Annotated in this window: 14 protein-coding genes; 1 reads left to right on the top strand and 13 read right to left on the bottom strand. The window is 68.2% G+C overall.

The window, feature by feature from the left end:
• Nucleotides 1-11: 11 nt before the first annotated feature.
• The 6 genes from vccA to BLU04_RS04060 all read right to left on the bottom strand — a co-directional run bounded on the left by vccA (nt 12) and on the right by BLU04_RS04060 (nt 9847).
• Complete coding sequence (gene vccA / locus BLU04_RS04040; protein ID WP_093282539.1) at nt 12-3548, bottom strand: Verru_Chthon cassette protein A; 3537 nt, start codon at nt 3546-3548, stop codon at nt 12-14.
• On the bottom strand, nt 3545-4129 hold the full coding sequence (vccD, locus tag BLU04_RS04045) for a Verru_Chthon cassette protein D (protein ID WP_157895097.1): 585 nt from the start codon (nt 4127-4129) through the stop codon (nt 3545-3547). Before vccD ends, vccA begins: the two co-directional genes overlap by 4 nt.
• A 17-nt stretch (nt 4130-4146) precedes the next feature.
• Complete coding sequence (locus BLU04_RS04050; RefSeq protein WP_093282544.1) at nt 4147-5100, bottom strand: hypothetical protein; 954 nt, start codon at nt 5098-5100, stop codon at nt 4147-4149.
• 24 nt (nt 5101-5124) lie between these two features.
• Nucleotides 5125-5619: a Verru_Chthon cassette protein B gene (gene vccB, locus BLU04_RS04055; protein WP_157895098.1), complete on the bottom strand. Its 495-nt coding sequence runs from the start codon at nt 5617-5619 to the stop codon at nt 5125-5127.
• Between the two features lie 13 nt (nt 5620-5632).
• Nucleotides 5633-8014 (bottom strand): hypothetical protein, encoded by a 2382-nt coding sequence (locus BLU04_RS16275; protein WP_157895099.1) that lies wholly within the window; start codon nt 8012-8014, stop codon nt 5633-5635.
• 537 nt (nt 8015-8551) lie between these two features.
• Nucleotides 8552-9847: an ROK family transcriptional regulator gene (locus tag BLU04_RS04060; RefSeq protein ID WP_093282548.1), complete on the bottom strand. Its 1296-nt coding sequence runs from the start codon at nt 9845-9847 to the stop codon at nt 8552-8554.
• A gap of 125 nt (nt 9848-9972) precedes the next feature.
• Here BLU04_RS04060 and BLU04_RS04065 point away from each other — a divergent pair, with 125 nt between their 5' ends.
• Nucleotides 9973-12156 carry a beta-galactosidase gene (locus BLU04_RS04065; protein ID WP_093282550.1) on the top strand — a complete coding sequence of 728 codons (2184 nt, stop codon included), beginning with the start codon at nt 9973-9975 and terminating at the stop codon, nt 12154-12156.
• 4 nt (nt 12157-12160) lie between these two features.
• Here BLU04_RS04065 and BLU04_RS04070 read toward each other — a convergent pair whose 3' ends face one another.
• From BLU04_RS04070 to BLU04_RS04100, 7 genes are read right to left on the bottom strand one after another with little or no spacing between them, the layout of a single operon-like run.
• A complete protein-coding gene (locus tag BLU04_RS04070) occupies nt 12161-14506 on the bottom strand; it encodes a family 78 glycoside hydrolase catalytic domain (protein WP_093282554.1) in 2346 nt (781 codons plus the stop codon).
• 58 nt (nt 14507-14564) lie between these two features.
• Nucleotides 14565-15839 (bottom strand): SGNH/GDSL hydrolase family protein, encoded by a 1275-nt coding sequence (locus BLU04_RS04075; protein WP_093282556.1) that lies wholly within the window; start codon nt 15837-15839, stop codon nt 14565-14567.
• Between the two features lie 2 nt (nt 15840-15841).
• Nucleotides 15842-17215 carry an alpha-L-fucosidase gene (locus tag BLU04_RS04080; RefSeq protein ID WP_093282559.1) on the bottom strand — a complete coding sequence of 458 codons (1374 nt, stop codon included), beginning with the start codon at nt 17213-17215 and terminating at the stop codon, nt 15842-15844.
• Between the two features lie 6 nt (nt 17216-17221).
• Complete coding sequence (locus BLU04_RS04085; protein ID WP_093282562.1) at nt 17222-18631, bottom strand: MFS transporter; 1410 nt, start codon at nt 18629-18631, stop codon at nt 17222-17224.
• Between the two features lie 16 nt (nt 18632-18647).
• Nucleotides 18648-21272 carry a carbohydrate binding domain-containing protein gene (locus BLU04_RS04090; RefSeq protein ID WP_093282564.1) on the bottom strand — a complete coding sequence of 875 codons (2625 nt, stop codon included), beginning with the start codon at nt 21270-21272 and terminating at the stop codon, nt 18648-18650.
• Nucleotides 21273-21300: 28 nt separating this feature from the next.
• On the bottom strand, nt 21301-24039 hold the full coding sequence (locus BLU04_RS04095) for a carbohydrate binding domain-containing protein (RefSeq protein ID WP_093282567.1): 2739 nt from the start codon (nt 24037-24039) through the stop codon (nt 21301-21303).
• Nucleotides 24036-26276, bottom strand: a complete 2241-nt coding sequence (locus BLU04_RS04100; protein ID WP_157895100.1) for a PEP-CTERM sorting domain-containing protein — start codon at nt 26274-26276, stop codon at nt 24036-24038. The genes BLU04_RS04095 and BLU04_RS04100 overlap by 4 nt, the downstream gene beginning before the upstream one ends.
• Nucleotides 26277-26293: the final 17 nt, after the last annotated feature.

Below are 26293 nucleotides of genomic sequence, written 5' to 3' on the forward strand. Positions count from 1 at the left end.
AAGACCCGGGCTCAAGGCGCGAACTGGTGGTCGTGGACGATGCGCCACCGGTAGAAGGTGTCGAGGGAGGGGGTGGCGTTCGGGTTCGTGCCGTAGTCGGGGATCGAGGCGTTGTTCGCGTCGATGAACCGCTCGATCGTCGCCGAACCCCGGTATTCGCCGGTGATCTGGTCGACGCCCTCCCGCCACGTCCCCGGAAGGGAGCCGACGTTCTTCTTCAGCGACTGGGCGCGGAAGTGGACGGTGTAGGTGTTCGACTTCGTCGTGAGGCGGGGATAGAGGGTCGTGTAGATCCGCTCCCGCAGGTTTTCCCCCGTGATCTGGTTCGCCGTCCAGAAGGTCGTCTTCATGAGGTTCACCGTCGTCGCGGGGATCGTGACGGGGACGATGTGGAGGTCGCAGATCTCGCTCGCCGAGCGGAAGATGTCGCCCCCCTGGAACTTCGCCTTGAACTGGGTCAGCGTCTCGGTCGCGTCGATCGGGTAGTCGATGGTTTGCGCCCCCATCGTGCTGTTCCCGCCCTTCGCCTTGTAGAGGCCGGTGTTCGGGACGGCGGTGACCAGCTCCGATTTCAGGAGGGCGTTGATCCCGGTCGACCGCTCGATGTAGGTGAAGGGGAGGATCTGGTAGTTCATGTTGATCTTCCCGGCGGTCGAGAAGCGGTCGCTGATCGCGTAGGGATCGACGACCGGCATCCAGAAGAGGTCGAGGAGGAGGTGGTCGGTCGGCGAGGTCGCGCCGAAGTGGGTCGGCTGCGGGCGGAAGAGGAGGGTCCGCCACGGCACGTTCGCCTTCACCCCCGTCGGGAGGGAGCCGAACATCCCGGGCGAGGGCATCTGCCGGTTGGGGAAGGCGAAGGTCGAGGTCACCGGGTCGGAGGCGTTCCACGGCGTGTCGAAGTAGGGGACATTCGCGCCGCCGAGCGCCTTGGTCCCCTCGTCGGGCTTGTTGATGTAGGGACCGTCGGGAATGTAGGGGAAGCCGCTGTCGTAGTCGCCGGTCGACTCGGGCGTGTTCGCCACGGTCGCCCCGGCGGGGATGTCGGGCGAGACGTTGGCCCAGAAGTAGGAGGAGGCGGGGATCGTGCTGAAATAGCTCCCCCACGAGTTCTGCGTCCGGCCCGGATCGAAACCCTGGCTGCTGTAGGTCGAGTAGGCCTCGAAGAGGTTGGCCGCCCACTTCGTCGTCGTCGTGTCGTAGTAGGGATGCTTCGCGAAGACCGTCGTCGGGACGTTCTGCTGCGCCGCCACGAGGCGGAAATCGCCGTGGGCGGGCTGGACCGACCGCACGACGTCGTAGTTGTCGACCAGGGGGGAACCGCAGCTCGGCGTGGCGTAATTCCCGGGCGAATAGCCGCTCCCGTAGGAGAGCAGGAGCCGCTTGTTCTCGTTCCACGCCTTGCCCCCGAAGCCCCACCAGTAGCTCATGTCGGGCGCGCCGAATTTCTGGTCGACCAGCTTCGGGATCGGGAAGCCCCCGGCGGGATCGCTGCTCGGCAGGTTGATGTTCAGCGTCTGGAGGACGGGGCCCCCCGCGCCCTCGGTGATCGTCACCGTGAGCTGGCCGCCGGTGAAGGCCATGAGGCCGTTCGCGGGAACCGTGACCTTGATGTGGGAACTCACGAAGGGATAGAGCGGCGCGCCGTTGTCGAAGTTGCGCCAGGTGGCGTGTCCTCCGACCGTCAGCCCGTTGTTCACGCTCGCCGTCGTCACGTTGTAGCGTTGGTCGTAGGAATCGGCGGTGAAGAGCTGCTGGCCGTTCAGCCTGAGCGCCAGGAGTCCTTTGATGTTCACCTGCATGTCGGGGATCATCGAGGTGAAGCCGAGCATCGGGGAGAAGAAGTTCGGGATCAGGATCGCCTGGACATAGCGTTCCCCGGCCACGGCGGGAGTGAGGGCGGGGGAGGCATAGGGCGTCGTGTTGGCCGGGACGGTCGTGACGGACGGATCGTTGCTGCACGCGAAGCCGATGGTGAGGGCCGAGAGGGTGTAGAAGCGGCCGAAGCCCTGCGTCGGGATCCCGCCCGCCGTGGTGTACTGCGTCGGCGCGACCCACCCGTGGCCCGAGCCGGGGAGCGGGGTCGAGGCGGGGGTGAACTGCCCCCCGGTGGCGAGGTTCAGGTCGTAGAGGTTCGTCGTCCGGATGTAGTCGAAGATCTCGGTGAGGATCTGGTCGCGGTCGGCCCCGTACTTCGCCGAGAAGAGGCCGCCGAAGCCGGGGACGGCCTGGCTGGTCAGCGCCCGCAGGTAGTTGTAGAGGGTCCCGTTCCGCGCCAGGCCGATGTCGTTCGTCGGGCTGTCGTAGCGCTGCCGCTGGAAGTAGTAGGGATAGGAGGCCGCGCCGTTGCCGGTCGAGGAACAGAACGCGATGAGCTTGTCGAGGGAGGTGACCTTCCCGGTGGCGAGCCCCGCGTAGAGGGGCCAGCAGGCGATGCGGGGGAGGTTGAAGAGGTTGAGCTCGGGCGCGCGGCTCGAGGCCGTGGCGAAGAAATGGGCCTGGGCGATGTCGCTCGCCTTCAGCTTCGGCGTGGCGGTCCGCGACGAGTCGAAGGAGGGATCGAAGGCGAGCTCGTCGACCGAGGCGTAGAGCCGCTGGGATTTCTTCGCGACCGGCCCGGTGGCGACCGTCGTCGCCCCGCTCGATCCGCCGGGGGAGACGCGGGGGGTGAGGGCGTAGATGTTGTCGGCGCTGAGGGTGGTGAAGACCGAGGAGAGGCAGGTCGTGGCGGGATGGCCGGGGTAACGCTGGTATTCGCCCTGCGCGGGCTGGTACTGGCCGAGGTAGCGCTGGAAGTTGCTGTAGAAATGGGGCGTGTTCCAGAACATCCCCTCGGAGGCCGTGTTGATGTTGACCTTGCAGGTCTCGTCGTCGGTCCAGAAGGCGATCCGCCCGACGACGGGGTTCGCCGCCGTCGCCCCGGCGACGGTCGCCTCGTTGCCGCTCCCGGCGGCGGCGACGAAGGTCCCGTCCTGGAGGACGTAGAGCCACCGGACCGGCATCGGCACCGGCTGCCAGGAGGAGGCCCCGGGGGCCGCGCCGAGGGAATAGCCCTCGGGCTTCAGGTTCCCCCCGGTGCCGACGTTCCCGTCGAGGATCGGGTAGACCTTCCCGGTCCGGGTCTGGACGGGGGCGTTGAGGTCGGTCCAGAGGGCGGGGTTGTCCTTCCAGCTCGCCGCCGGGGCGTCGGCCGAGACGCCGCCGGTAATCGAGACCTTCGTGTCGATCATGTTCGCCGCCGAATAGAGCTTGTAGGCGTTGCGGAGCGTCCCGGCGTTGTCGTAGGTCCGCACCATCCCCGGCTGGGAGACCCACGCGACGCTCGTCCCCTGCCCGGTGGCGAGGTTGATCTGCCCCTGGACGAGGCCGACGGCGGTGTAGGCGAGGTTCCGGGCCGAGACCGAGGCCCCGTAGCCCGAGGCGCTCTGCAGGGCCGAGGTCGACTTCATGAGGAAGCCGACCGAGAGCCCGACGATGAGGACGAGCATGCCGAGGACCAGCAGCAGGGCGAAGCCGGAGCGGCGGGGGCGGAGGAGGGAGTTCGTTTTCATGGCCGGTAGATGGCGACGTTGCCGCTCAGCGGGCTGACCTGGAGGGTGCAGTAATTGGCGGGCGGGGAGCCCTGCGCGTGGGCTTCCTGGAGGGTGACGTAGTTGTTCGCGTCGGTCACGGGGGCCGAGGCCGAGCCGGTGGGCCGGAAGCGGAAGCCCCGGTAGGAGGCGGCGATCCGGACGGGGAGCGTCGCCTGGCCGTTGACGGCGGTGTCGGAGGCGATGAGGGGGGAGAGGGGCTCGCTCATGATGATGCCCGAGGGGAGGAAGAGGGGCGGGCGGACGGGGGCGAAGGTGTCGCCGTTGTCCCCCGTCGTCACGCGCCAGATCTGGACGGCGGTCCAGAGGCTGGCGATCCGGTAGAAGCGGACCTCGATCTCGCAGTTCCTCGTCATCGCCTCCTGCCGCGCGAGCGAGAGTTCCCCGGCGACCGACTGCCCGGCGCGGTTCAGCGCGCTGCCGAGGATGAGCGTCGTCAGCGAGGGCATCGAGGCGACGGCGACGAGCGAGACGATGGCGAGGACGACGAGGACCTCGATCAGGCTGAAGCCGCGCGGGGAGGGGGGGAGGGAGTTCTTCATGCCACGTTTTTCTTTCTTCATTTGCTCCACTTCGATTCGCGGAGCGGGACCGCGCCGGAGAAGACCTCGTAGGCGATGTGCTGCGCGTTCAGCGCCTGCCCGACGGCGGCGAGGTCGGCGGTGTACTGGGCCGTGTTGCGGAAGCGCCCCGCCAGCGCAGCGGCGATCGCCGCCGGGGGCTGGCCGGAGCCGGTGTCGAGGCGGCGGGCCGACGACTCGCTGATCGCGATGAGGGTGACCATGAGGACGGGCGGGAGCTGGTTCGAGGTGACCGGCTGGGGATAGGTGGCGACGCCGAGGGTGCTGTCGTAGAGGTAATCGGCGGTGAGGTTCGGCGCGGCCGCCGAGGGGTCCTGGGGGCGGAGGACGAGGGCGATGACGTTGTCGGCGAGGACCGAGGCGGCGACGCCCGTGGCGGCGTACCAGGCGTTGGGGTGGGCGGAGTCGACGGCGTTCTTCTCCGTCGGCACGAGGAGCTGCATGAGGCGGTAGCGGTAGGGGGCCTTCGCGAGCGGGATGTGGGAGGGGAGCCCGGGATCGCGGCTGAAGGAGACGTAGTAGCCGCAGCCGTTGAGGAGGGTGTCGAGCGCCGCGTAGCTGTCGGAGAGGGCGTAGCCGCCGGGGAACTGGAAGAAGACGCACTGGCCGCTCCCGGGCGTGCCGGGGTTCCGGTTCTCCCCGGCGGGCCCGGCGTAGAAGCCGAGCGCGGAGCGGCGGACGTAATACTGGGGGGAGGTGGCGCTGTCGTAATCGAGGTAGGCGTTGAGGGTTGCCTGGCTGAGGGTCCGGGTGATCAGGCCGAAGCCGTTCCGCGCGCCCTGGAACGACTCCATCTTGTCCGAGGAACGGGACCAGATGCGGGCCGACTGGTTCACGATCTGGAGGGTGAGCGTCAGCATGAGGATCAGCACCGACGTCGCCACGAGGATCTCGAGGAGGGTGAAGGCGTTCCGGGGAGGAGACGATTTCATGGCGATGCTTGGGCTGGACCGGGCTTATTTCTCCGAACAGGCGACCTGGATGAAGAAGACGTTCGTCGTCAGGGCGCTCCCCGGCGTCGGCATGACGGGGGAGTGGATCATCTCGATCCGCACCATCTGCAGGGCCTGCGAGAGGGGGGCGGCCGCGACGACCTTGTCGCTGCCCGGATAGGTCGGGTCCTTGACGATCGTCGTGACCCAGTAGCGGGTCTTCCCGTCCTGGCCGTCCTGGATGCCGCCCTCGTCGTCGAAGTAGAACTTCGCGTTGTTGAACTTCGCGGCGAGCTTCGTGAATGGGGAGGCCTCGGCGCTCCCGACGACCTGCTGGAGGATGAGGCTCTGGACGGTGAGGGTCGTCGCCTGGCGCATCGTCTTCAGCCCGACCGGCATCAGCCCGATCACCCCGATGAAGCCGATCGCGACGACGCCGAGCGCGAGGAGGACCTCGACTAAGCTAAAGGCGCGACCGGGGCGGGAGCGGGCGGGGCGATGGAGCGGTCCGGGGTGCATATGGTTTTCCTCCCTATTCCTCCGCGAGCTCGACGAAGGGAGTCGGCCCCGAGGCCCACTCGGCCGATTCGAGCGTGAGCCGGACGCCGCCCGGGACGCGGTCGACGCTGAGGGGGTCGCGCCGCGTGCCATTCATCGAGAGGGTCCACGCGTGGAGCGCCGGGGCGGTGTCGGCCCGCTTCAGCGTGACGACGAACTCGCCCGTCCGGAGCAGCGCCCCCTTCTTCCCGGCGGCGAGGAGCTTCTTCTGGTCGGGGGCGGCGAACTTGTCGCCGTCGTTGTGGGCGTCGGTGGCGACGACGACGAGGATGCGGTGGGCCGTGGCGAGGGGCTCCGCGTCGAGCGAGGCGGCGGTGAGGGAGGCGCTGATGGTCGCCGACTCGACGGTGAGCGCCCCCGCGTCGATCGGGTGGCCGACGGTGACGGCGGCGACGCCCGAGACGCGGGGGGTGTTCACGACGAGGCATTTCTCGTTCGCGTCGAGGAAGATCTGGCCGCCCTCGCTCTCGTACTGGTTGCGCTCCGGCGCGGTCCGGTTTTCGCTCGGGAGGATCCCCTTCGTCCGCAGGAGGGAGACGTATTCGGGGAAGCTCCCCTTCCCGGTCTCGACGACCGAGGCGGCGAAGATCGAGTCGCTCTTCGTCCCCGCGCCCCACTTGAACGGGATCGTGAGCTGGGCCGGGACCGCCGGGACGGTCCCCTCGGGCTCGGTCCCGAAGCCGGTGAGGAGGGAGATCCGGGTGAGCTCGCCGGGGAAGTTCGACTCGGAGAAGGTGAGCATCTGCTCCCGCGTGAGGGTGACGTCGACCCGGTGGGCCGCCGGGGTGATCGCCTGGTCCATGAAGAGGATCCCGGTGACGACCTGCGAGGCCCGCCCGATCGGATCGGAGCCGGGCCGGAACGGCGCGAGGCCGCGCCCCTTCATCTCGACCGGTTCCGAATGGACGTGGAGGGAGGAGAGGTCCTGGAACGCGCCGTAGGCCCCGACGGCGAGGCCCTCCTCGTAGCGGTAGCGGTTCCAGTAGACGTGCCCGTATTCGGTGATCGCGAGGGGCTTCCCGGCGATGCGGCAGCCGATCATCCCGCGCCACCAGTTGAGGCTGTCGGCGAAGGAGCTCGTGTTGTTGTTCTCCAGCACCTCCTGGGGGCGGAACTGCGGGTGGTCGTGGTAGGAGTGCATCGAGACGAGCCCCAGCTTCGCCCTCGGCAGGTAGATGCGGAGGTTGTAGAGCATGTCGTAGAGGCTGAAGAGGCCGGTATAGCCGAAGGAGCGGAGCTCCCCCTCGAACCACTCGGCGAGGTTCGCCTCGATCGGCTCGAGGAACTCGCCGACGATCCGGCTCCGGGGGCCTTTCTGCATCAGGTCCTCGCGGCTGAAGAGCGGCGCTTCCTCGAGGCCCGCGAGGTCGGAGGGAATGCCGGCGGAGCCCCACTCGGCCCGCCACGCGGCGACGCTCTTGTAGCGGTTCTGGAGAAACTCCCGCCAGGCGGGGAGGAGGACCCGGCCGTATTTCTTCTGCCAGTCGTTGTACCAGAAATTGAAGTTGATCTCGTTATGCCCCAGGATGTCCATCACCTGCGGATCCTCCGCCAGCGTGGTGTGGGTGTAGGGATTGACGCGGGTGAGGAGGGCTTTCACGCAGTTGTGCCAATGCACCCGCCCCGTGCCGTTCGGATCAAACAGATTGGCACCCATATTGGTCACCCCGGCTTGGGAGGGCGCCCACGGATTGACCGGATAATATCCGACCCACGACGTCATCGCATCCAAATTGATATAGATGCCCCGTTTTTTCAGCGCGGCGACGAACCGCTCGAACCGGTCGAGGACGTCGGGCCGGAAGGGGGGCGACCCGGCGGCGGCCTGAGCGTCGAAGTCGGCGAGGAAATCGGCGGTCGGCATCGGGGCTTCCCACTTTCCTCCCCCCAGGTCGGTATCGAGGAAGTTGATGCGGACTACATTATATCCCTGACGCCGGATCGCCTCGGCGTAGTCTTCGATCCCTTCGGGATCGCGCGGGACGGAGAGGTTGACGGCGACGGTGCAACCGAAGAAGCGGACGGGGACGGTCGGGGCCTCCGCGAAGGCGAGCCGCCCGTCGGGCAAAGCTATCACCCGTCCCTTGCTCCCCGCCGGCTCGGTGCCGAGGCGGCGGGAGAAATCGAGGGCCGATCCGGCCTTCGGCGGCAGATCGTCGAGCGCGATCTTCTTCCATTCCTTGCCCGCGGTGATCGTCGCCGCGGGGGTTCCGGCGGCGGGCGGGATTTCGGTGGTTTCGGACTCGGCCCGGAGGGGGGCGGCGGAGTGGCTGAACAGGGCGAGGATCAGAAGGAACAGGATGCGGCGAGCCGACCGGGATTCACTCCCTCTCCCCGGCGCACGGAAGATCGGCAAGGAAAGCGTTTTCAATTGTTATTAATTACAACATCGCGCAGGCGAATTCAAATAATAAATAAAGTTTATAAATTGAGTTGAGGGGTGAGAGAAGGGCGGCCCTTCGGGGCCTGCGGGGTCGACCTGGTACAGCTGGATGTAACCCGCTTTAACGCCACAGAGGGGCTTCGCCTCCTATACGCCTCATCTCCCAAGCGCATGGGAGAGGAGCGCTTGGGAGATGAGGCGCACGGGGAAAGGGATCGCGGACCGGGAACCGCCCTTCGGGACTCGCGCGGTCAACCCTGTACAGCTGGAGGCGACCCACTTTATAGCCCAAGAGGGGCTTCGCCCCTCCTCGAACCTCCCCTTCGGAGGGCCTGAACTAGGCGGACGCGCTTTGGCGGCGCCCCGTCTCCGAACTGGATTAAAATCCGCTGCTTCCCTTAACGCCCGAGGGTACGTGCTGTAGGGAGAGACGGGCCAATACGCCTAGACTCCTATCGGGAGAGGAGCGCCTCCAGCTGTACAGGGTCTGTACCCAGTCCCGAAGGGCGCTCACCGCCGCTTCGCGACCCCTTTCGATCCCGCCTGCGGCTTCCGCCCCGCCTGCTTGATCGGCTTCCGCTTCGGTTTCGGCTTCGCGGTCTCCCGCTTCCATCCCCGCGTGATCATCTTGCTGCTGAAGAGCTCGTCCATCGCGAAAAGCGCGGCGCCCGCCCCCTCGGTCCGCTCCCGGAGGGTGGCGGCGTAGACGGGGGGCTTCATCTCGACGAGGGTGTGGCCGTGGGCCTCGCTCCCCTCGCGGAGCGATTGCCGGATCGCGTCGATCGCCATCTCGAGGATCTCGGGAATCCAACCGTGGACGATGATCCCGTCGAAGGGGATGAGGATGCAGAGGTTGCGGACGACGACGGCGAGGTCCTTCATCCCCTGCTCGACGATCTTCCGGCACCGGGGGTCGTTCTGCTCGAAGAGCGCGTAGAACTCGTCCATTTCCCGCCGCCAGACGTCGGGGACGACGGGGGGGCGGTGGCCGTACTTGATCCCCTGCAGCAGGTCGGTCCAGGCCGTGCTCAGCGCCGTCGCCGCGAGGGGGCCGGGGAGGTAGTTGGGAACCGGCTCGCTCGACGAGGGGACCGGCGCGTGGCCGAGCCACCGCCGCCACGAGGGGGAGCCCCGGAAGAGCCGCCCGTCGAACATGAGGCTCATGCCGAGGCGGTCGGAGATCGAGAGGAGCGTCGGCCGGGGGGGGAGGTCGGGGTTCGACCACCGCTCCGCGATGAGGCCGGACTCGGTGTCGTGGACGAGGGAGACGGGGAGGCCGGTCTCCTCGGAGAGGAAGCGGCGGAAGGCGTCGGCCTGGCCGGGGGAGATGAAGTCGTAGGCCTTCAGCACCTGGCCGGTTGTGAAATCGAAATCGCCGCTGACGCCGAGGCCGACGGCGACGAGCTTCTTCCGGGGGACCGCCGCCAGCGCCTTCCCGATCAGGGCGAAGACGGGAGCCATGTCGCCGACGACCGGCGGGAGGGAGAGGGCGCGGAACGAAAAGGGGATCTGCCCGAAGAAGACGACCTTGTTCCGGAGGTCGACGAGCGTCGCCTCGACGCCGAAGTGGTTGACGTTGATCCCGAGGCTGTACCCGCCCTCGGCCCCGACCTCGACCGTCTCCGAGGGGCGGCCCGGCCCGCCGTTCGGGTTCTTCCGCAGGACGATCAGGTGGTTCCGCGCCATGCCGGAAAGCGCCTTCGAGACCCCCATGAGGGAGATCCCGAGCATCTCCGAAAGCTGGTTGCGGGACATCTTGCCGTTTTCCCGGAGAAGCTGGATCAGCGCGGTCTGCGTATCGTTCATGGAGTGGGAGGGCGGCCCGGATGGGGACCGGGCACGGGCGCCAGTTTTTCCCGTTTGCGGCCCCTTTGCGATTCCAAAATACAAAATATTGTAAACAAAGTTTATAATATGGTAGACTTCCCTTCATGCCGTCCTCGCACCCCCGTCCCGACGCCCGCAAGAGCCCCCTCCCCTGGAAGATCGCGCCCCGCCATTTCCTCCACGGCGGCGATTACAACCCGGAGCAGTGGGCGCCCGAGGTCTGGGAGGAGGACGTCCGGCTGATGCGGAAGGCGGGGGTGAACGTCGTCTCCCTCGGCATCTTCGCCTGGTCCCACCTGGAGCCCGAGGAGGGCCGCTACGAATTCGCCTGGCTCGACCGCATCATCGGGCTGCTGGAGAAGAACGGCGTCTCGATCATGCTGGCGACCCCCAGCGGCGCGCGGCCCCCGTGGCTGGCGCAGCGGTACCCGGAGGTCCTCCGGGTGAACGACCAGGGCATCCGCAACCTCTACGGCCAGCGCCACAACCATTGCTTCACCTCGCCGGTCTACCGGGAGAAGGTCGCCGCGATCAACGGCCGCCTGGCCGAGCGCTACGGCGCGCGGGACTCGGTGATCCTCTGGCATATCTCGAACGAGTACAGCGGCGACTGCCATTGCGACCTCTGCCAGGAGGCCTTCCGGGGCTGGCTCCGCCAGCGCTACGACACCCTCGACCGGCTGAACGCCGCGTGGTGGTCGTCCTTCTGGAGCCACCGCTACACCGCGTGGGAGCAGATCTCGGCCCCGTCGCCGCGCGGGGAAACCCTCCTCCACGGCCAGGTCCTCGCGTGGAAGCGGTTCATCTCCGACCAGACGATCTCCTTCTACGACGCCGAGGTCGCCGCGATCCGCGCGCACGACCGCCTGACCCCGGCGACGACCAACTTCATGGACACGTACGTCGAGCTCGACTACTTCTCCTTCGCCCGCCACGTCGACATCGTCAGCTGGGACAGCTATCCGAAGTGGCACCGCGACCCCGCCTCCGAGGCCGACGTCGCCGCCGACACCGCCTTCCACCACGACCTCATCCGCTCCATGCGGGGGAGCGAGCCGTTCCTCCTCATGGAGAGCACCCCCAGCCAGGTGAACTGGCAGCCGGTGAACAAGCTGAAGCGGCCCGGCATGCACCGCCTCGCCTCGCTCCAGGCCGTCGCCCACGGGGCCGACTCGGTCCAGTATTTCCAATGGCGCAAGAGCCGGGGCTCCGCGGAGAAATTCCACGGGGCCGTCGTCGACCATCACGGCGGCGAGCAGACCCGCGTCTTCGGCGAGGTCGCCGCCCTCGGCGAGGCCCTCTCCCGCCTCGACGCTGTCCGCGGGAGCCGCGTCCGCGCCGAGGCCGCCGTCCTCTGCGATTCGCCCAACCGCTGGGCCCTCAACCAATCGCAGGGGATGCGGAACGACCGGAAGGACTACCTCGACGAGGTCATGCGGTATCACCGCGCCTTCTGGGACCGCTCCGTCTCGGTCGACTGCATCGACCAGACCTGCCCGCTCGACGGCTACAAGCTCGTCGTCGCGCCGATGCTCTACCTCCTCCGCCCCGGCTTCGCCGACCGGGCGAAGGCCTTCGTCCGCCAGGGCGGCACCCTCGTCACGACCCACTGCACCGGCCTCGTCGACGAGGACGACCTCGTCTTCACCGGCGGCCTCCCCGGCCCGCTCCGCGAGCTCCTCGGCCTCTGGATCGAGGAGACCGACGCCCTCTACGACGGCCAGACCGTCCCCGTCCGTCCGGTCCAAAACGGAGGAAGTGGAGAAGTCCCTCTCCACCTCCAGGAAGGATACCGCGCCCGCGACATCTGCGAGCGGATCCACCTCGATACGGCCCTCCCCCTCGCCGTCTACGGGGCCGAATTCTACGCCGGGGAACCGTGCCTCACGGAGAACCGCTTCGGCCAAGGCCGCGCCTTCCACGTCGCCTTCCGCGCCGAGGCCGCCTTCATCGGCGACTTCCTCGGCAGCCTTGTCGCCGCCTCGGGCATCGAATCGAACTGGTCCCTCCCCCTCCCCCCCGGCGTCAACGTCCAGAAACGGAGCACCGAGGGCGGCGACTACCGGTTCCTCCTCAATTTCACCCCCCACGAGGTCACCGTCCCCCTCCCCTCCTCCGGCCACTTCGTCGACGAGATCACCCGGAACGCCATCGCCGGCCCCCTCCACCTCCCGGCCTACGGCAGCACCGTCCTCCGCGTCGCCGCCGTCCCGCACGAGGCCCACGCGAACGGCGTCCACCGGCCTCCGCATCCCGCGAAGGCGGCCCTCGCCACCGCCGCCTCGTAATCTTTCAGGCAGCAGGGACGGTCCACCTCTTCTTCCCGGTCGCCAGGAACGGCTTCCGCCCGGGGAGGGAGACCCGCGCCCGGACGCCGGGCGGGAGGTGGAGCGTGACAGTCACGGTGGTCCCCTCTTTCTTCCATTCCCCCCGGATCGGCCCGCGCGGCGAGGGGACGACGGCCCCGCCGTGCCCGCCGTGGAAGAGGGGCCGGAAGGCGATCTCCTTCCAGCCCGGCGCGGTCTGGACGATCCCCCCGACGGTCTGCATGAGATGATAGAGCGGATGGGCCGACCAGGCGTGGGAAAAGCTCTCGTCCCCCCGGCGCGGCGCGAAGTTCTCCCACGTCGTCCCGTGGTCGGCCATCGGGAGCCAGAACCGCTTCAGGAACGGCATGATCTCCTCCCCGCGGCCCCGCTCGGCGACGAGGGTGAAGAGGTAGGTGATCCAATACGCGGACGGCGTCGCCTTCGGCTTCGTCTCGCCGCGCAGGTAGGGGAGCAGCACGGTGTCGAGCGCCCTCGCGGCGTCGACGCCCTTCAGGCCCGCCATGAGGGCGAGGGTCTGGGAATGGATGCTCGTCCCGGCGACGATCCGGCCCTTGCGGTCGATCCCGTCGCGGAGCAACCCCTTCCGGTCGATCAGGCGGCCGAGGGCAGCCCGCAGCTTCTTCGCCCACGCCTCGAGGAAAACGGCCTCTACGGGATGACGGCTCGCGCGGTACAGTGCCGCCATTTTCTCGAGCGCGATCAGGAGCCAGAGGTTGTAGACGGCGGGAGCGCCGTCCTTGAAGAGGTCGGTCCAGTCGAGGAAGAGCCAGTAGCGGTCGTCGTAGGTGATCAGGCCGCTCTTCGGGTCGGTCTTGGAGCGGAAATAATCGAGCGCCCGCCGCAGCGTCTCCTGGTGGGCGGCGAAGGCCTCCGTGGCGCCGGTCTGCCAATAGTGGTCCCACAGCGTGAGCATCCAGATGAGGGTGAAATCGGGAAGGATGCAGGTGTGGGCGATCGTCGGCGCGTGGCCGTAGGTGAGGCCGTCGGGCGTCGTCTGCCCGGCGAGCTGGGCGATCCCCCGGCGGAAGAGGCGGGCGTCCCCGTCGAGGTGGAAGGTGTTCCACGCCTGGACCCGGGCGTCGCCCCACCACTGCGCCTGCTCCCGCCACGGCGTGTCGACGTAGGCGTCGAGGGAGCAGCATTGCTGCGTCCACGCGCACGTCTCCCAGATCCGCTCCAGGTCGGGATCGGAACTGGCGAACGCGCCCTTCCGTTCGAGCGGATAGCCGACCCGGCGAAAGCGGAGGCCGAGGGCGAAATCGGCGAGGGCGTCCCGCACGGTGATCGTGACGTAGCGGAAACCGTTGAGGTGATAGAACGTGTGCGAGGCATCCCCCTTCCGGCAAACGAGGCGGTCGCCGAGGGCCGTGCGGGAATGGGTCGGCATCACCAGGTCGGGGGTCAGCGTCGCCTCCTCGATCGTCTCGGCATAGTAGGTGTCGACAATCTCCCCGCCCTGCGTGCCCGCGATCTCGTAGATGAAGGAACCGACCACCGTCCGTCCGAAATCGATGAGGTAGCTGCGGAAGCGGCCCGGGGCGGAGGCCTCCACGCGAAGGAGGGAAGCCGACGCCATTGCTGCCGTTCCCGCCGGACGATGGGACCGATCCTCCTGATGGCGCAGCGCCACGACGTCGCGGACCCGCGCATAGCCTGCTGCGGAGATCCCCTCGCCGAGGCCGATCAGGCGGCCGACGGGAATCTCCTTTTCTTCCAGAGGGGGAATGTCGCGCGGTTCGAGGGAGAACCACGGGCCGCAGTTCCAGACGAAGTCCTCGAAAACTCCCCAGGCGGCATCGTCGAAATCGACCGCCGTCCAATCTCCCGCTTCCTCGCGGAGATCGATATGTTCCTGGTTGAAGAGCTGGACGCTGCACGGGACCGTGTCCCGGCTCACGCTCTCCTGGCGGATCGCCTTCCAGTTCCGGCCGCTCGCGAGGTCGAGCTTCCCCCACCGGCCCGCGACGAGGAGCCCGGCCGTCCCCTCTGTCCTGTATTGAAACGTGCTGCGGCCCGGCTGGTGCGCACGGACGGCGAGGACATTCCGCCCTTTCCTCAAATAGGGCCGGAGATCGACCTCGTCGTAGGGCCACCGTCCCTGGAAACCCCGCGCCGGCCCCCGGCAAACCAGGACGCCGTTGACGAAGAGCCGGTACGACTGGTCGGCCGTGATGAAGAGTGGTGCCCTGGCCGGAATCGCCGCCAGCGCGAACGTCCTGCGGAAAAGCGCGTAGCTATTGACGATATCCCAATGGGCACTGAGCGGCCAGATCCAGCGCGAACCCGGGAACGGGGAATCTTGGTTCATGGAACGGGAAAAGGAGAGCGTAGCATGCCCCGCAATAATTCTCGAAAGTCGCCTGCTTCTAAGGCACGGCCTCGACCTGGATCGTGTGGCGGACGGGGACGACGAGGGCGGCGGCGGCGGCGTAGAGGGCGTTGTCCCGTTCCATGACGGCGGCGGCCATCCCGTCCCATTCGGCGTTCCTGCCGGGGGCGAGCTGCTTGAACTGGAGGAAATTGTGGAGGAACGATTTCACCACGTAGACCTCGTTGAGCTGCTGCGTCCGCACCGCCTCGTTGACTTTGTTGAAGGTGGCGGTGAAGGGATTCCGCCCCGCGAGGGCGGCGAGGTTGACCCCTTTCTCGAGGTCGGCGACGGCGAACTCCTGCGAGAGGGAGACCGTCTTGTCGGGGCTGCTCCACGTGACCTTGCCCTTGGTTCCCGGCAGGCCTTTCACGACCAGGAGGTAGCGGTTCAGGTCGTCGGTGAACGAGGTGAAGGCCACGATCGCGGCGGGGCTCGGCTCGGGCTTGCCCGCGGTCCCCTCGAGGCAGAAAGGGTACCGGGTGCTCTCGACCTCGACGGTCCCGGAGGCGGCGGAGACGATTTTCTGGCCGGGCGTCCCCTCGGCCCGGTTCGACGCGAGGTCGAGGGTGATCGTCCCGATCGCCCCGTCGCAGCCGAGGCCCTGCAGCATCGCCTGGGCCATGAGGAACTGGCCGTTGAAGCTCGGGTGGATGCCGTCGGTGCCGATGAAGCCGTAGTCCTTGCCGAAAAAGGCCTTCGACTTCGTCATCGCGTCCATCATCGGCGTGTGGAGGTCGGCGAAATGGACGCCGGTCTTCTCCGCCACGTCGCGGGCGGCCTCGCCGAAGACACGGAGGGTCTCGTTGTATTCGGCGGCGGAAGCCTGCTTGCGGAACGTCGCCGGATCGACGCACCCCGGCGTGCCGAGGACGATCTCGCGGACGCCGCCCTTCCTCAGCGCGTCGACGGTGTCGGTCAGCGAGGCCCGGTAGGTCTCGAGGAGTTCGGTCCGCAGCGGGACGTAGCTGCCGTCGTTCATCCCGTAGCAGGTCGTGACGACGGTCGGCTTGAAGGGGAAGACGTCGGTCTTCAGCCGCTCGAGGAACGCGGGCACCCGCTCGCCGCCCCAGCCCTGCTGGAGGATGCGCTGGCCTTCGGTCGGCTGGCACATGAGGAGGTAATCCTCGACGTAGACGGTGTAGAGCCGCTGCTCGGTGATCGAGTCGCCGCAGAGCGCGACGACGTCGTTCGGCTGGATGAGGAAGGCGGCGTGGGCGGCGGCGGCCAGGCTGGAAAGGACGAGGAGACCGGCGAGGACGGGCGATTTCATGATTATTCTTGGAAGGTGTCCCAGCGGATCTCGACGACGTCGAGGAGGGTCGTGCGGCGATCGGGGGGGATCGTCACGGTGAGGCGGTTCTCCCGCCACTCGAAGGGAACGGCCTTTCCGTCCCGCAACAAGGTGGCGAAGGCGGGGCGGCGGACGCCCTCGATGAGGGCGGGCTGATCGTGGACCCAATCGAAGTGGGCGTACCAGACGCTCCCTTTCCGGGTGATCGGGACGTTGCTCCGCTCGGGCCACGGCCCCGGCTCAACGTCTCCCAGCGAGACGCCGCTGTGTTCCATCCACGCGGCGAGCTGCCTCATCCGGTCGTAATAGACCTGCGGGAGCTCGCCCTTCGCGTCGGGGCCCGCGCTCGGGAGGAAGTTGCCGCCCCACGAGCGGGCGCGGGCCAGTTCGCCGAGGAACCAGCCCATCGGCTTGTAGGTCTCGTGATTGAGGTAGGCCCAGCCGCCGTCGGCCCAGACGTGGCAGTACTCCCACCACCCGCCGGGCCGTTGCGCGGGGAAGCGGCATTCGTGGGTCGAGAAATCGCCGTAGCCGTGGGCCCGCTCGTTGACGACGATCCCGGGCTGGAGCTCGCGGAGCCAGTCGAGGGTGAAGGCGTCCTGGCCCGCGCCATCGAACCAGATCAGGTCGATCTTGCCGTAGCGGGTGAGGAGTTCCTCGACCTGTCCCTTGAGATGGCGCCGGAAGGCGGCGAGCCGCTCCGCCGCCTCGGCGGGGGCGAGGACGGGAAGCTCGACGGCCTCGTGATGGAGCCCAAGGTCGGGCTTCGCGCCGCCGTAGCGGAACGACATGTGGTGCCGGTTCCAATGCCAGTCGGGCGGGGAATAGTAGAGGCCGACCTTGAGGCCGTGCTCGCGGCAGGCGGCGACGAAGGGGGCGACGAGGTCGCGCCCGCCGAGGTGGGTGGCGGTGCCGAGTTCGCCGTGGGCGCTCGGCCACAGGGCGTAGCCATCGTGGTGCCGCGTGGTGAGGACGGCGTAGCGCGCGCCCGCCGCCTTCGCCGCCGCGAGCCACTTGCCCGGGTCGTAGTTCTCCGCAGTGAATCGGGCGGCCTGCTCCCAGTAGCGGGCGGGGGTGTAGCCCTTCTGCACCGAGGCGAAGCCATAACGCGCGAGGCTCGTCGCCGCCGCCCCGGGCTCCCGCGCCATCATCGGCCAGGAAAGGTCGCCCTCGCCCTCGACGGCGGAGATCCCCCAATGGAGGAAGAGGCCGAGGCCGCCGGGGCCGAACCACGCCGCGTCGGGATGGCCGTTGACGGCGAAGGCGGCGTCGGCCTCCTTGCGGACATTGCCGATCTGCGCGTGCTGGGCGGCGACTTCGGCGGAGAGGGTCGGATCGGGACTGGGGGTCGACATGGGAATTTAGGGGGTGGGAAGGGGAGCGACGTAGGCGTGGGGGCCGCCGTACCGCTTCCAATCGCGGTAGACGAGGGCCATCGGGTAGAGCGCGACGACGAGGAGCGCGGCGGTCCACAGGAAGGTCATCCGGTAATTGCTCCCGACGAGATCCATGAACTTCCCGATGGCGTAGTTGCCGACGATCATCGCGCCGCAACTGAAGACGTTGATGCCGGAGTAGAACTGGCCGAATTTTTCCTGCGGGAAGAGCTTCATCGTCGCCGAGAGCGCCCCGATCCCCCAGCCGACGGCGGGGATCGTCAGGACGAGGCTGTAGGCGAGGAAACTCCTCGGGCTGACGACGTAATAAAAACCGATCACCGAGACCGCGGCGACGCCCGCCATCGCCCACAACGTCACCCGCAGCGGGCCGAGGCGGTCGCAGAGCGCACCCGTCGGATAATAGAGGACGAGGGCGGGGACCCCGCCCCAGGCGAAGAGCTTCCCCATGGTCTCCATGTCGAGCCCGAGCGTCTCCCGCGTGAAGAGCGCGGCGAAGGGGCCGGCGCAGCCGAGCGCCATGCTGGCGAGGACGTAGCCGATGAAGAAATTCCGGTAGATCGGGAGCCGGAGGCACTCGCGGAAATAGAGGCCGAACGACGCCGCGAGGCCGGGCCGGTCTTCCTTCGCGGGCGGCGGGGGGTACTCCCCCTCCCTCACGTTGCGGCACATGAGGAGGAAGGCGGCGAGGTAGAAGAGGCCGACGCCGAGGAAGACTTCCTTCCGGTGGGCCATCATGTGGGGGAAGACCCACCAGAGGAAGGCGAAGGTGCTGGCCGACCCGACGATGCGGAAGCACGAGAGGAAGCGGGCCATCATCTCCTGCGGGACGACGTCGCGGAGGAGCCAGTTGTAGGCGTTCACCAGGACCATGTTGAAGAAGTGGAACGAGACGACGAGGACGCAGAGGAGCGGCAGGAAGACCGCCGCCTCGGTGACCGAGGGAGCGACGTGGAAGAAGAGGTGCCGGTGGAGCCACCCGGCGATCTCGGGGACGAAGCCGATCCCGACGAGGGCCGCGACGGCGAGCGGGGTGACGACGTAGAGGAACGGGATCCGCCGCCCGAGGGGACCGCGATGATTGTCGCTCCACCGGCTGAGATTGGGGAGGAAGAGAATGTTCACGAGTCCCGCGAAACTCCCCGTCATGACGCCGATGAGGGCGTTCGAGGCGTGGAGGTCCTTGAGATAAAACGGCATGAACCGGCCGAAGATATTCTCGAAGAACGTGAAGGCGAAATCGCCCCACAGAAGCCAGATCGAAAGGACGGCGAGCCCGCCCGCCGTGTAGCGGAGGGTCCCCGCGCGATAAAGCCGCGGCGTGACGGCGGCGGGGACGGGCGCGCGGAGCGGGGGCGGGGCGGTCGGTTCCACGGGGAGGCTCGCTCTCTTAGTGCTTCGCTTCCTGGACGAGGTAGAGCGGATCGGGGCCGACCGGGAGATCGGTCGAAAGCGCGACGGGATTCCCCATCATGTCATAGCCGCTCCGTCCCGCGAAGGGGACGGCGGCGATCTCGCCGAGCTTCACCGGCTTCTTCGCCCAGACGACGTCGGTCTTCCGCCCCGCGAGGAGGAACGAGGCGACCGTCGCCTTGCCCCCGCCTGCCTCGAGCTGGACTTGGACCAGCCCCGCCGCGCTCGCCTCCTCGAGGAAGTGGGCCATCGCCGCCTGCGCGGCGAGGGCGGGGCGGGGCGCGCCGTTGACCTCGATGTAGTCGGCGAAGCCGTCCCGGTAGGCGATCCGGCCCGAGGGCTGGGCGAAGCCGGCGTACTGGTAGGCTTCCTTGATGCCAAGGGCCTTCAGGGCGATCGTCGTCCGGGTCAGCAGCGCGGCCCCCTCGGCGACGGTCATCCCGTTGCCGGGCAGGCAGGCCCCGTCGAGCCACGACTTGATCTTGTCGGCGCTGAACTCGGTGACGAGGACGTCGAGCGGCTTCCCGGAACGCCCCTTCTGCGCACGGACCTCGGCGAGGCGGTCGAGGAAGAGCTGGTTCTCCTCCGGCCCGATGCCGAGGCTCATCTCGTAATAGTGGGTCGAGTAGGCGTCGAGGCAGGAGGCGACGCCGAGGTCGAGGATCTCCCTCGTGAAGGGCCGGGAGAGCGTCGTGACGACGCCGCCGCTGAAGCGGGCCTCGGTCGCGGGCGGGAAGGCAGGGAAGGCGTTCTTCACGATGTCGACGTAGACCTGCGGGCGGCTCTTCCCGGCGGGGATGCGGAGGAAGCCGCCGCCGTCGGGCTCGTTCCAGACTTCCCATTCCTTGATGTAGGGGCCGTAAGCCTTGAGCGATCTGCCGATGTAGCCGCGCCAAGCGTCCCAGTCCTTCGGCGGCCAGTTGTCGAACCAGTTGCTCTTCGCGGCGTCGGCGGGAGTCGGCGCATCGGCCTCGGAGGCCGGGGTACTACCGAGCATGCCGAGGAAGCGGAAGCCCATCTTCGTCGCCCGCTCGAGGCCGCGCGTCTCGAAGCTCCAGTTCCCGGGCGTCGGCTCGACGGCGGCCCAGATCGTGATGAGCGGGGGCCAGAGGCGGAGGAGGCGGAACCCGGCCCGCGAGGCGATGTGGAGATTGTAGGGGGTGAGGTCGGCGTGGGTGCCGAAGAACGGCTCCTTCACCTCCGAGGCCGCCTTCACGGGGGGAAGGACCGCGTAGATGATCTCGGCGGCGGGGAGCGGTCCTCCGAGGGGATCGTCGACCACGCACTTGAAGCCGCCGTAGAGGGCGGTCGGCAACACGAGGGGGATGTCGGCGGCCTCGGTCGGCGCGGCGGGAACGGCGACGGGGAACGTCTTGATCTCCCGTCCCCAGGCGTCGACGACATGGACGGTAAGGGTCCGCGCCTTGTCGCTGAGGACGTGGAGGAGGAAGGCGGCCTTCTCCCCCTTGTCGAAGAGGCTGGCCGGATCGTTCCCCGGCGCGGGCTCGCTCCCGGCCTGGAAGACGACGGGCGCGGCGGCGGGGAGGTCGTCCTCGGTCGCCGTCACGTCGTCGAGCTGGTAGACGGCGGCGTCGGCGGTCGCCATCTCGAGGCAATACCGTCCGCCGAACTCGGGCTGCGGGAGGACGGGGAAGGTGTAGCGGTGCCATTCGGCGTCGGGACTCGTGAACTCCTTCCCCTGCCAGGCGATGTTCGGGAAGAGGCCGTTGGCGAGGTGGACGAGGAGCTTCCGGTCGGGGGCGTCGGCCTTCATCCAGAAGCCGATCGTCGCCGGATGGCCGTAGCGGAGGGGGAAGTAGCCGGTGGTGAGCATCGCCCGCGCCCCCTCCCTAACCTCGAAGCGGAGGACCCGCTTCCCTTGCGGCGCGTCGGCGGCCTTCACCGGGGCGAACTCGGCCCCGACGTTCGCCTCCTGCGCGGCCATCGCGTCGGCCATGCCCCGCCGCTCGCGGAACGTCCCCGTCCAGCCGTCGCGGCCGAGCTCGAAGGAACCGTTCGGAATCCGGTTCCCGGAAACGGCGGGCTCCTCGGAGACGGCGGGGAGCGGCGTCATGCTCACGTCGTCGAGCCAGAACGTCGTCTCGTCGTGGATCGAGAAGACGATGCCCGCCATCTTCGTGTCGAAGGACTGGGGAAGGGTGAAGTCGAAGACGTATTCCTTCCAATCCTCCGAGGGGGAGACCTCGTAGCTGAGGGCGTTGGTGTAGGGCGGGGCCATCTTCCGGATGCTCATCCGGACCGCGCCGGTGTTGCTCCGGCCCCGGAGCCAGAAACGGACCCGGTAGGAACCGGCGGCCTTGATCTCGAGCGGGAACTGGGTCCACTGGAGATCGGCAGGGCCGGTCTTGCGGAGCGTGACCCGCTTCGAGAACCGGCCCGCATGGGGATTCTCCGGGTCGAGGGCATATTCGGCGTCGAGCTTCCCCCAGTTGTTCTCCCGCCAGGCCGTCGAGTCGGCCTCCTCGAAACCGGGATTGGCCATCAGGTTCGCCTCCTCGGACCGGGCCGGGAGAGCCAGGACCCCGCCGGAGAGCAGGACGAGGAGGAAGAAAGGAAAGAGCGAACGACGGAAAGGCGTCATGAAAGAAACGGAAAGGCGAAATCGGAAATCAATTCGAGGCCGGGGAGACGACGGTCAGACTGGCATCGTCGATCCAGATTGTCATGGCGTTCCGGAAGCTGATGTAGAGGCCGACCTTCTTGTCCTCGAAGACGGCGGGGACGGTGAAGTCGAACGTCCCTTCCTTCCACTCCTCGGTCGTCGCGAGGGAGGAGGTGCCGTAGGTCGCGTAGGGCGCCCCGGCGTCCCGGATCGTCACGTCGACCTTGCCGTTCCCGGTCGCCGATCCCTTGATCCAATACTTCACCCGATAGGTCGTCCCGCCCTTGAGGTCGAGCGGCCATTGGCCTTCCTGCAGCTCGTTGCCCGCGGAGGCCTCCTTCAGGGTCATCCTCTTGGAATAGCGGCCCGCATGGAAGACCTGGTCGTCGAAGGCATACTCGGCTTCGAGCTTCGCCCAGTTGTTGTCGATCCAGCCCGCCTTCTTCGGCTCCTCGAAGCCGGGATTGATAAGGAGGTTCGGCGCTTCCGCCCGATCGTCGGCCCGGGCCTGGGAGAGCGCGCCGCCCGAGAGGAGGGCGGCCGCCGCGAGGGAGCAGGCCGCCGCCGTCATGACCGACCGCCGCCGCGCCGCCGCGAAGAGGAATCCGCCCGAAAGCACCAGCAGCAGCCAGGTCGACGGCTCCGGCACCGCGACCGCGACGAGGGTCAGCGAGATATCGCTCGCGTCGTAGTTCAACGTGGCGGTGTAGCCGGTAAGGCCGGTCCCCAGCACCAGGCCGCTGGTGAGGCCGTCGGCGGTCAGCGTCGTCCCGGCGTTGCTGTAGAACTGGAAGAGGGTGAAGGTCCCTTCCTGGGCGTTCGAGAAGTTGAGCGCGTTGCTGTTCAGCACCAGGTCGCCGATGCCGTAGTTGATGAACTTCAGGGTGTCGCTCGTGTTCGACGCGCCGAGGTTGAAGGTGAAGGTCGAACCGGTCTGCATCGTCAGCAGCGTCCCGCCGCTCTGGAGGCCGTTCATCGTCAGCGTCTGCACCGCCGAGCCGCCGACGCCCGGATAGATGCTCGAGCCGGAGAGGACGGTGATGCCGTTGGTCCCGCCCGGCGCGAAGATGCCGGTGCCGCCGAGGATGCCGGTCTCGCCCGCCGCCGTCAGGTCGGCGGTTCCGGTCGCGGTCGCCCGTACGGAGAGGGTGACAACCTTCGTCGTCGCGTTGATCCCGATGATGACGCTCCCGGCGACGATGCCCGTCCCCGAGACCGTCTGGCCGACGGCGAGTCCGGCGACGCTGGTCACCGTCACGCTCGCGTTGTTCGCGGTGGTCGTCGCCCCGGTGAGGGTGACGGCGGTCGCGCCGACCGTGACGGCCCCCGTGCCCGAAGCACTGCCGCTGGTGTTCTGGGCGACGAGGGCGGTGCCGCCGTAGACGTAGGTCCCGCCGCCGTAGGTGTTCGCGCCGCTCTCGACGACCCGGCCCCCGCCCGTGGCGATGACGGCCGACTTGTAGGTGGAGGCCGCGCTGGTGTCGGAGATAACGCCGCTGAAGTTCGCCGTCCCGCCCGAGGCCGCGGCGAGGTAGACCATCGGGATCGAGGGGTTGGAGCTGTTCGACGTCACCATCTGGAGGTTGCCGCTGAAGGTCACGCTGCCCGTTCCCGAGATGCCGAATTCGGCGAGGTGGCTGGTCGAGGAATTGTTCGTCGCGGTGGCGAGGGCGGCGGTGACGTTGTGGCCGCTCGTCGCCAGCAGGGCGGCGAGGCCGGTGACCGAGTTCGAGTAGTCGCCGACGGCGACGGCGAGGCCGTTGTTCGTCCCGAGGGCGTTGTTGCTGTCGAGGACCCAGATCCCCTCCTTCACGGCGACCCCGGCGGTGCTCGCCAGGCCGCTGTTGTCGCCCGAGAGGACGACCGTCCCGGCGGAGAAGATGTTGGCGACGCCGTTCGTCCCCGCGCCGTTCAGGACGATCTTCTGCGCGAGCGTCCCCGAGCTGGCGAGGTTCCCGGAAAGCGTGAGGGTCTTCCCCGCGCCGACCGCGCCGGTGCCGAGGGTGAAGGTCCCGCCGCCCGTCCCCTGGTCGGCGAAGGTGATGTTGTTCGAGAAGGTGCTGTTCGCCGTCATCGTCCCGGTGGCGATGCCGAGCTGGAGCGTCGTCGCCCCGTTGTTCTGCATCAGGACGGTCCCCGTGCCGAACGAGGCGAGCGTGCCCGAGACGATGCCGAGCTGGACGGTGCCCTGGTTCACGGTGAGGTTGCCGTTGATGGCGGTCGCCGTCGTGAACTGGAGCGAACCGGCCCCGGTCTTGGTCAGCGTGACGCCGGAGCCGGCGTTGAAGGCGGTGCCGGTCGATTGGAGGGTCGATCCCGTCCCGACGTTCCAGGTCTGGCTCGCCGAGAGGGTGAGCGGGGCGGTGATCTTCACTGTCTGGCTGGAGGCCCCGATGGTGACGCCGCCCGCGCCGATCGTGAAGGCGGTGACGCCCGTGCCCGTCGCGAGGGTGACGGCCGCCGTGTTCGGGTTGATCGTCAGCCCCGAGATCGAGCCCGTCGCGCTCCAGGCGGAATCGATGGTCGAGGTCAGGGCCGCCGTCCCGCCGGTGATCGTCACGGCCTCGGAACCGTCGGTCAGCGGTACGCCGTTGCTCCAGTTCGAGGCGGTGCTCCAGCCGCTGCTGGTCGTCGCCGTCCAGGTCGTCTGCGCCTCGCCCCGACCGCCCAAGGCGAACGAGGCGATTCCCGCAAGGAGCATGGAGAGAAATGCCCCTCGGCGGTTCATCGTCGGATTCGGATTCATGTGGTTTGGTTTTGGTTCGAGGCGGAAAGGGAGAGGGAGGAGGAGCGCCGCTCCCGGGCGACGGCAAAGAGGCCTCCTGCGAAGAGAAGGAGAAGCGCCCGGGAGGGCTCCGGCACCGCGACGAGGGTCAGCGAGATGTCATTCGCGTCGTAGTTCAGCGTGGCGGTGTAGCCGGTGAGGCCGGTCCCCAGCACCAGGCCGCTGGAGAGGCTGTCGGCGGTCAGCGTCGTCCCGGCGTCGGAATAGAACTGAAAGAGGGTGAAGGTCCCCGCCTGGGCGTTCGAGAAGTTGAGCGCGTTGCCGTTCAGCGCCAGGTCGCCCGAGACGTAGTTGAAGAGCTTGATCGCGTCGCTCGTGTTCCCCGCGCCGAGGTTGAAGGTGAAGCTCGCGCCGCCCTGCATCGTCAGGAGCGTCCCGGTCGTCGAGCCGCCGTTGAGGGTCAGCGTCTGGACCGCCGTCCCGCCGACGCCGGGATAGACGCTCGATCCCGAGAGGACGGTGATCCCGTTTGTCCCCGTCGGCGCGATGATGCCGCTGCCACCGAGGATGCCGGTCTCGGCCGCCACGGAGAGGGTGACGGTCCCCGTCGCCGTCGCCTTCTGGGAGAGGTTGACCGTGTTGGTCCCGGTGTTGATCGAGAGGATCGTCGTCCCCGCCGGGATGCCGGTCCCGGTGACGGTCTGCCCGATCATGAGCCCGGCGGTGCTGGTCACCGTCACGGCGACGCTCGACGCGGTGGTACCCGCGCCGGTGAGCGTGACCGCTGCCGTGCCGACATTGACGGCCCCGGTACCGACGCCGCTCCCGGCGGTGTTCGTGACGACGAGGGCGGTGCCGCCGCCGACGGTGGTTCCCCCGGCGTAGGTGTTCGCGCCGCCGAGGCCGACCTTGCCGCCGCCCCGGGCGACGACCGCCGAGGTGAGGGTGTTCGAGCCGCTGTCAGAGATGACGCCGGTGAAGTTCGCGATGCCGTTCGTCCCGGCGTTGAGGAAGACGACCGGGGCCATCCCGTTGCTCGCCCCCTTCTGCAGCCCGAGGTTCCCGGAGAAAGTCACCGAGCCGGTCCCGGAGAGGCCGAACTCGGCGGCTCCCGCGACGGCGGTGTTGTTGAAGATCGTCGAGAGGGTGCCGGTCACGTTGTTCCCGTTCGTCGCGAGGAGGGCGGCGAGGCCGGGGGCCGAGCTCGAGGTCTCGCCGATCTGGACGGCGAGGTTGTTGTTCGTCCCGAAGGCGTTCGCGTTGCCGAGGACCCAGAGGCCCTCGCGGATGACGACCTTCGAGGTGGAGGTGAGGCCGCTGTTGTTCCCCGTGATCACCGCCGTGCCGCTGGTGAAACTGTTCGGGACAGTCCCCGAGGTGTTCAGGAGGATCTGCTGCGCGATCGCCCCCGTGGCGCTGGTCGAGTTGGCACTGCTCCACGTGCCGCCGAAGGTCAGCGTCGTCCCGGAGGCGATGCTCCCGGTCAGCAGGCTGTAGAGGCCGCCGCCGCTCCCCTGGTCGTAGAACTGAATGTTGTTGGAAAAGGTGCTGTTCGTGTTGATGTTGCCGAAGGCCCCGAGCTGGAGGTTCGTCTGCCCGTTGTTCTGCCAGGTGAACGCCGCCGTGCCGAACTGCTGGATGAGCTGCCCCGCCGAGCCGCCCGTGAGGCCGAAGCCGATGGTCCCCTGGTTCAGGACCACGCCGCCGCTCATCGTCGGGCTCGAGCTGTTCAGGGTGAGGGTGCCCGATCCGCTCTTCGTCATCGTGACGCCGGAGCCGTAGCTGAACGAGGCGCCGCCGATCGCGAAGGTCGAGCCGGTCCCGATGTTCCACGTCTGGCTGGCCGAGAGAAGGAGGGGGGCGCTGAGCGTCGTCGTCACGCCCGAGGCCCCGACGGTGATGCCGCCCGCGCCGATCGTGAAGGAGGTGACGCCGGTGCCCGCCGTGACGGTCAGCGCCGCCGTGCTCGGGTTCAGGGTGAGGCCGGAGACCGCCCCCGTCGCGCTCCAGGCCGCATCGATGGTCGAGGTCATCGCCGAGGTCGTCCCCGTGATCGTGACGGCCTCGGAACCGTCGGTCAGCGGCACGCCGTTGCTCCAGTTCGAGGCGGTGCTCCAGCCGCTGCTGGCAGTGCCGGTCCAGGTGGTCTGGGCCTGGCCCGGGCTGGAGAGGACGGTCGAGACGGCGAGGGCGAGGAGGACGGAAAGCCGGAGCCCCGTCCGATGCATGGTGCGATACGTTTTGCGTTGCGTCTTCATAGGCATTGCGTTCGTTC

This window comes from Verrucomicrobium sp. GAS474, assembly GCF_900105685.1.
GTDB lineage: Bacteria > Verrucomicrobiota > Verrucomicrobiia > Methylacidiphilales > GAS474 > GAS474.

Bases quoted from the DNA above. Each gene is read 5' to 3' on its own strand.
- BLU04_RS04095 (WP_093282567.1), bottom strand. From the start codon at position 24,039: ATGAATCCGAATCCGACGATGAACCGCCGAGGGGCATTTCTCTCCATG.
- vccA (WP_093282539.1), bottom strand. From the start codon at position 3,548: ATGAAAACGAACTCCCTCCTCCGCCCCCGCCGCTCCGGCTTCGCCCTG.
- vccD (WP_157895097.1), bottom strand. From the start codon at position 4,129: ATGAAGAACTCCCTCCCCCCCTCCCCGCGCGGCTTCAGCCTGATCGAG.
- BLU04_RS04075 (WP_093282556.1), bottom strand. From the start codon at position 15,839: ATGAAATCGCCCGTCCTCGCCGGTCTCCTCGTCCTTTCCAGCCTGGCC.
- BLU04_RS04100 (WP_157895100.1), bottom strand. From the start codon at position 26,276: ATGAAGACGCAACGCAAAACGTATCGCACCATGCATCGGACGGGGCTC.
- BLU04_RS04065 (WP_093282550.1), top strand. From the start codon at position 9,973: ATGCCGTCCTCGCACCCCCGTCCCGACGCCCGCAAGAGCCCCCTCCCC.
- BLU04_RS04070 (WP_093282554.1), bottom strand. From the start codon at position 14,506: ATGAACCAAGATTCCCCGTTCCCGGGTTCGCGCTGGATCTGGCCGCTC.
- BLU04_RS04090 (WP_093282564.1), bottom strand. From the start codon at position 21,272: ATGACGCCTTTCCGTCGTTCGCTCTTTCCTTTCTTCCTCCTCGTCCTG.
- BLU04_RS04060 (WP_093282548.1), bottom strand. From the start codon at position 9,847: ATGAACGATACGCAGACCGCGCTGATCCAGCTTCTCCGGGAAAACGGC.
- BLU04_RS04080 (WP_093282559.1), bottom strand. From the start codon at position 17,215: ATGTCGACCCCCAGTCCCGATCCGACCCTCTCCGCCGAAGTCGCCGCC.
- vccB (WP_157895098.1), bottom strand. From the start codon at position 5,619: ATGCACCCCGGACCGCTCCATCGCCCCGCCCGCTCCCGCCCCGGTCGC.
- BLU04_RS04050 (WP_093282544.1), bottom strand. From the start codon at position 5,100: ATGAAATCGTCTCCTCCCCGGAACGCCTTCACCCTCCTCGAGATCCTC.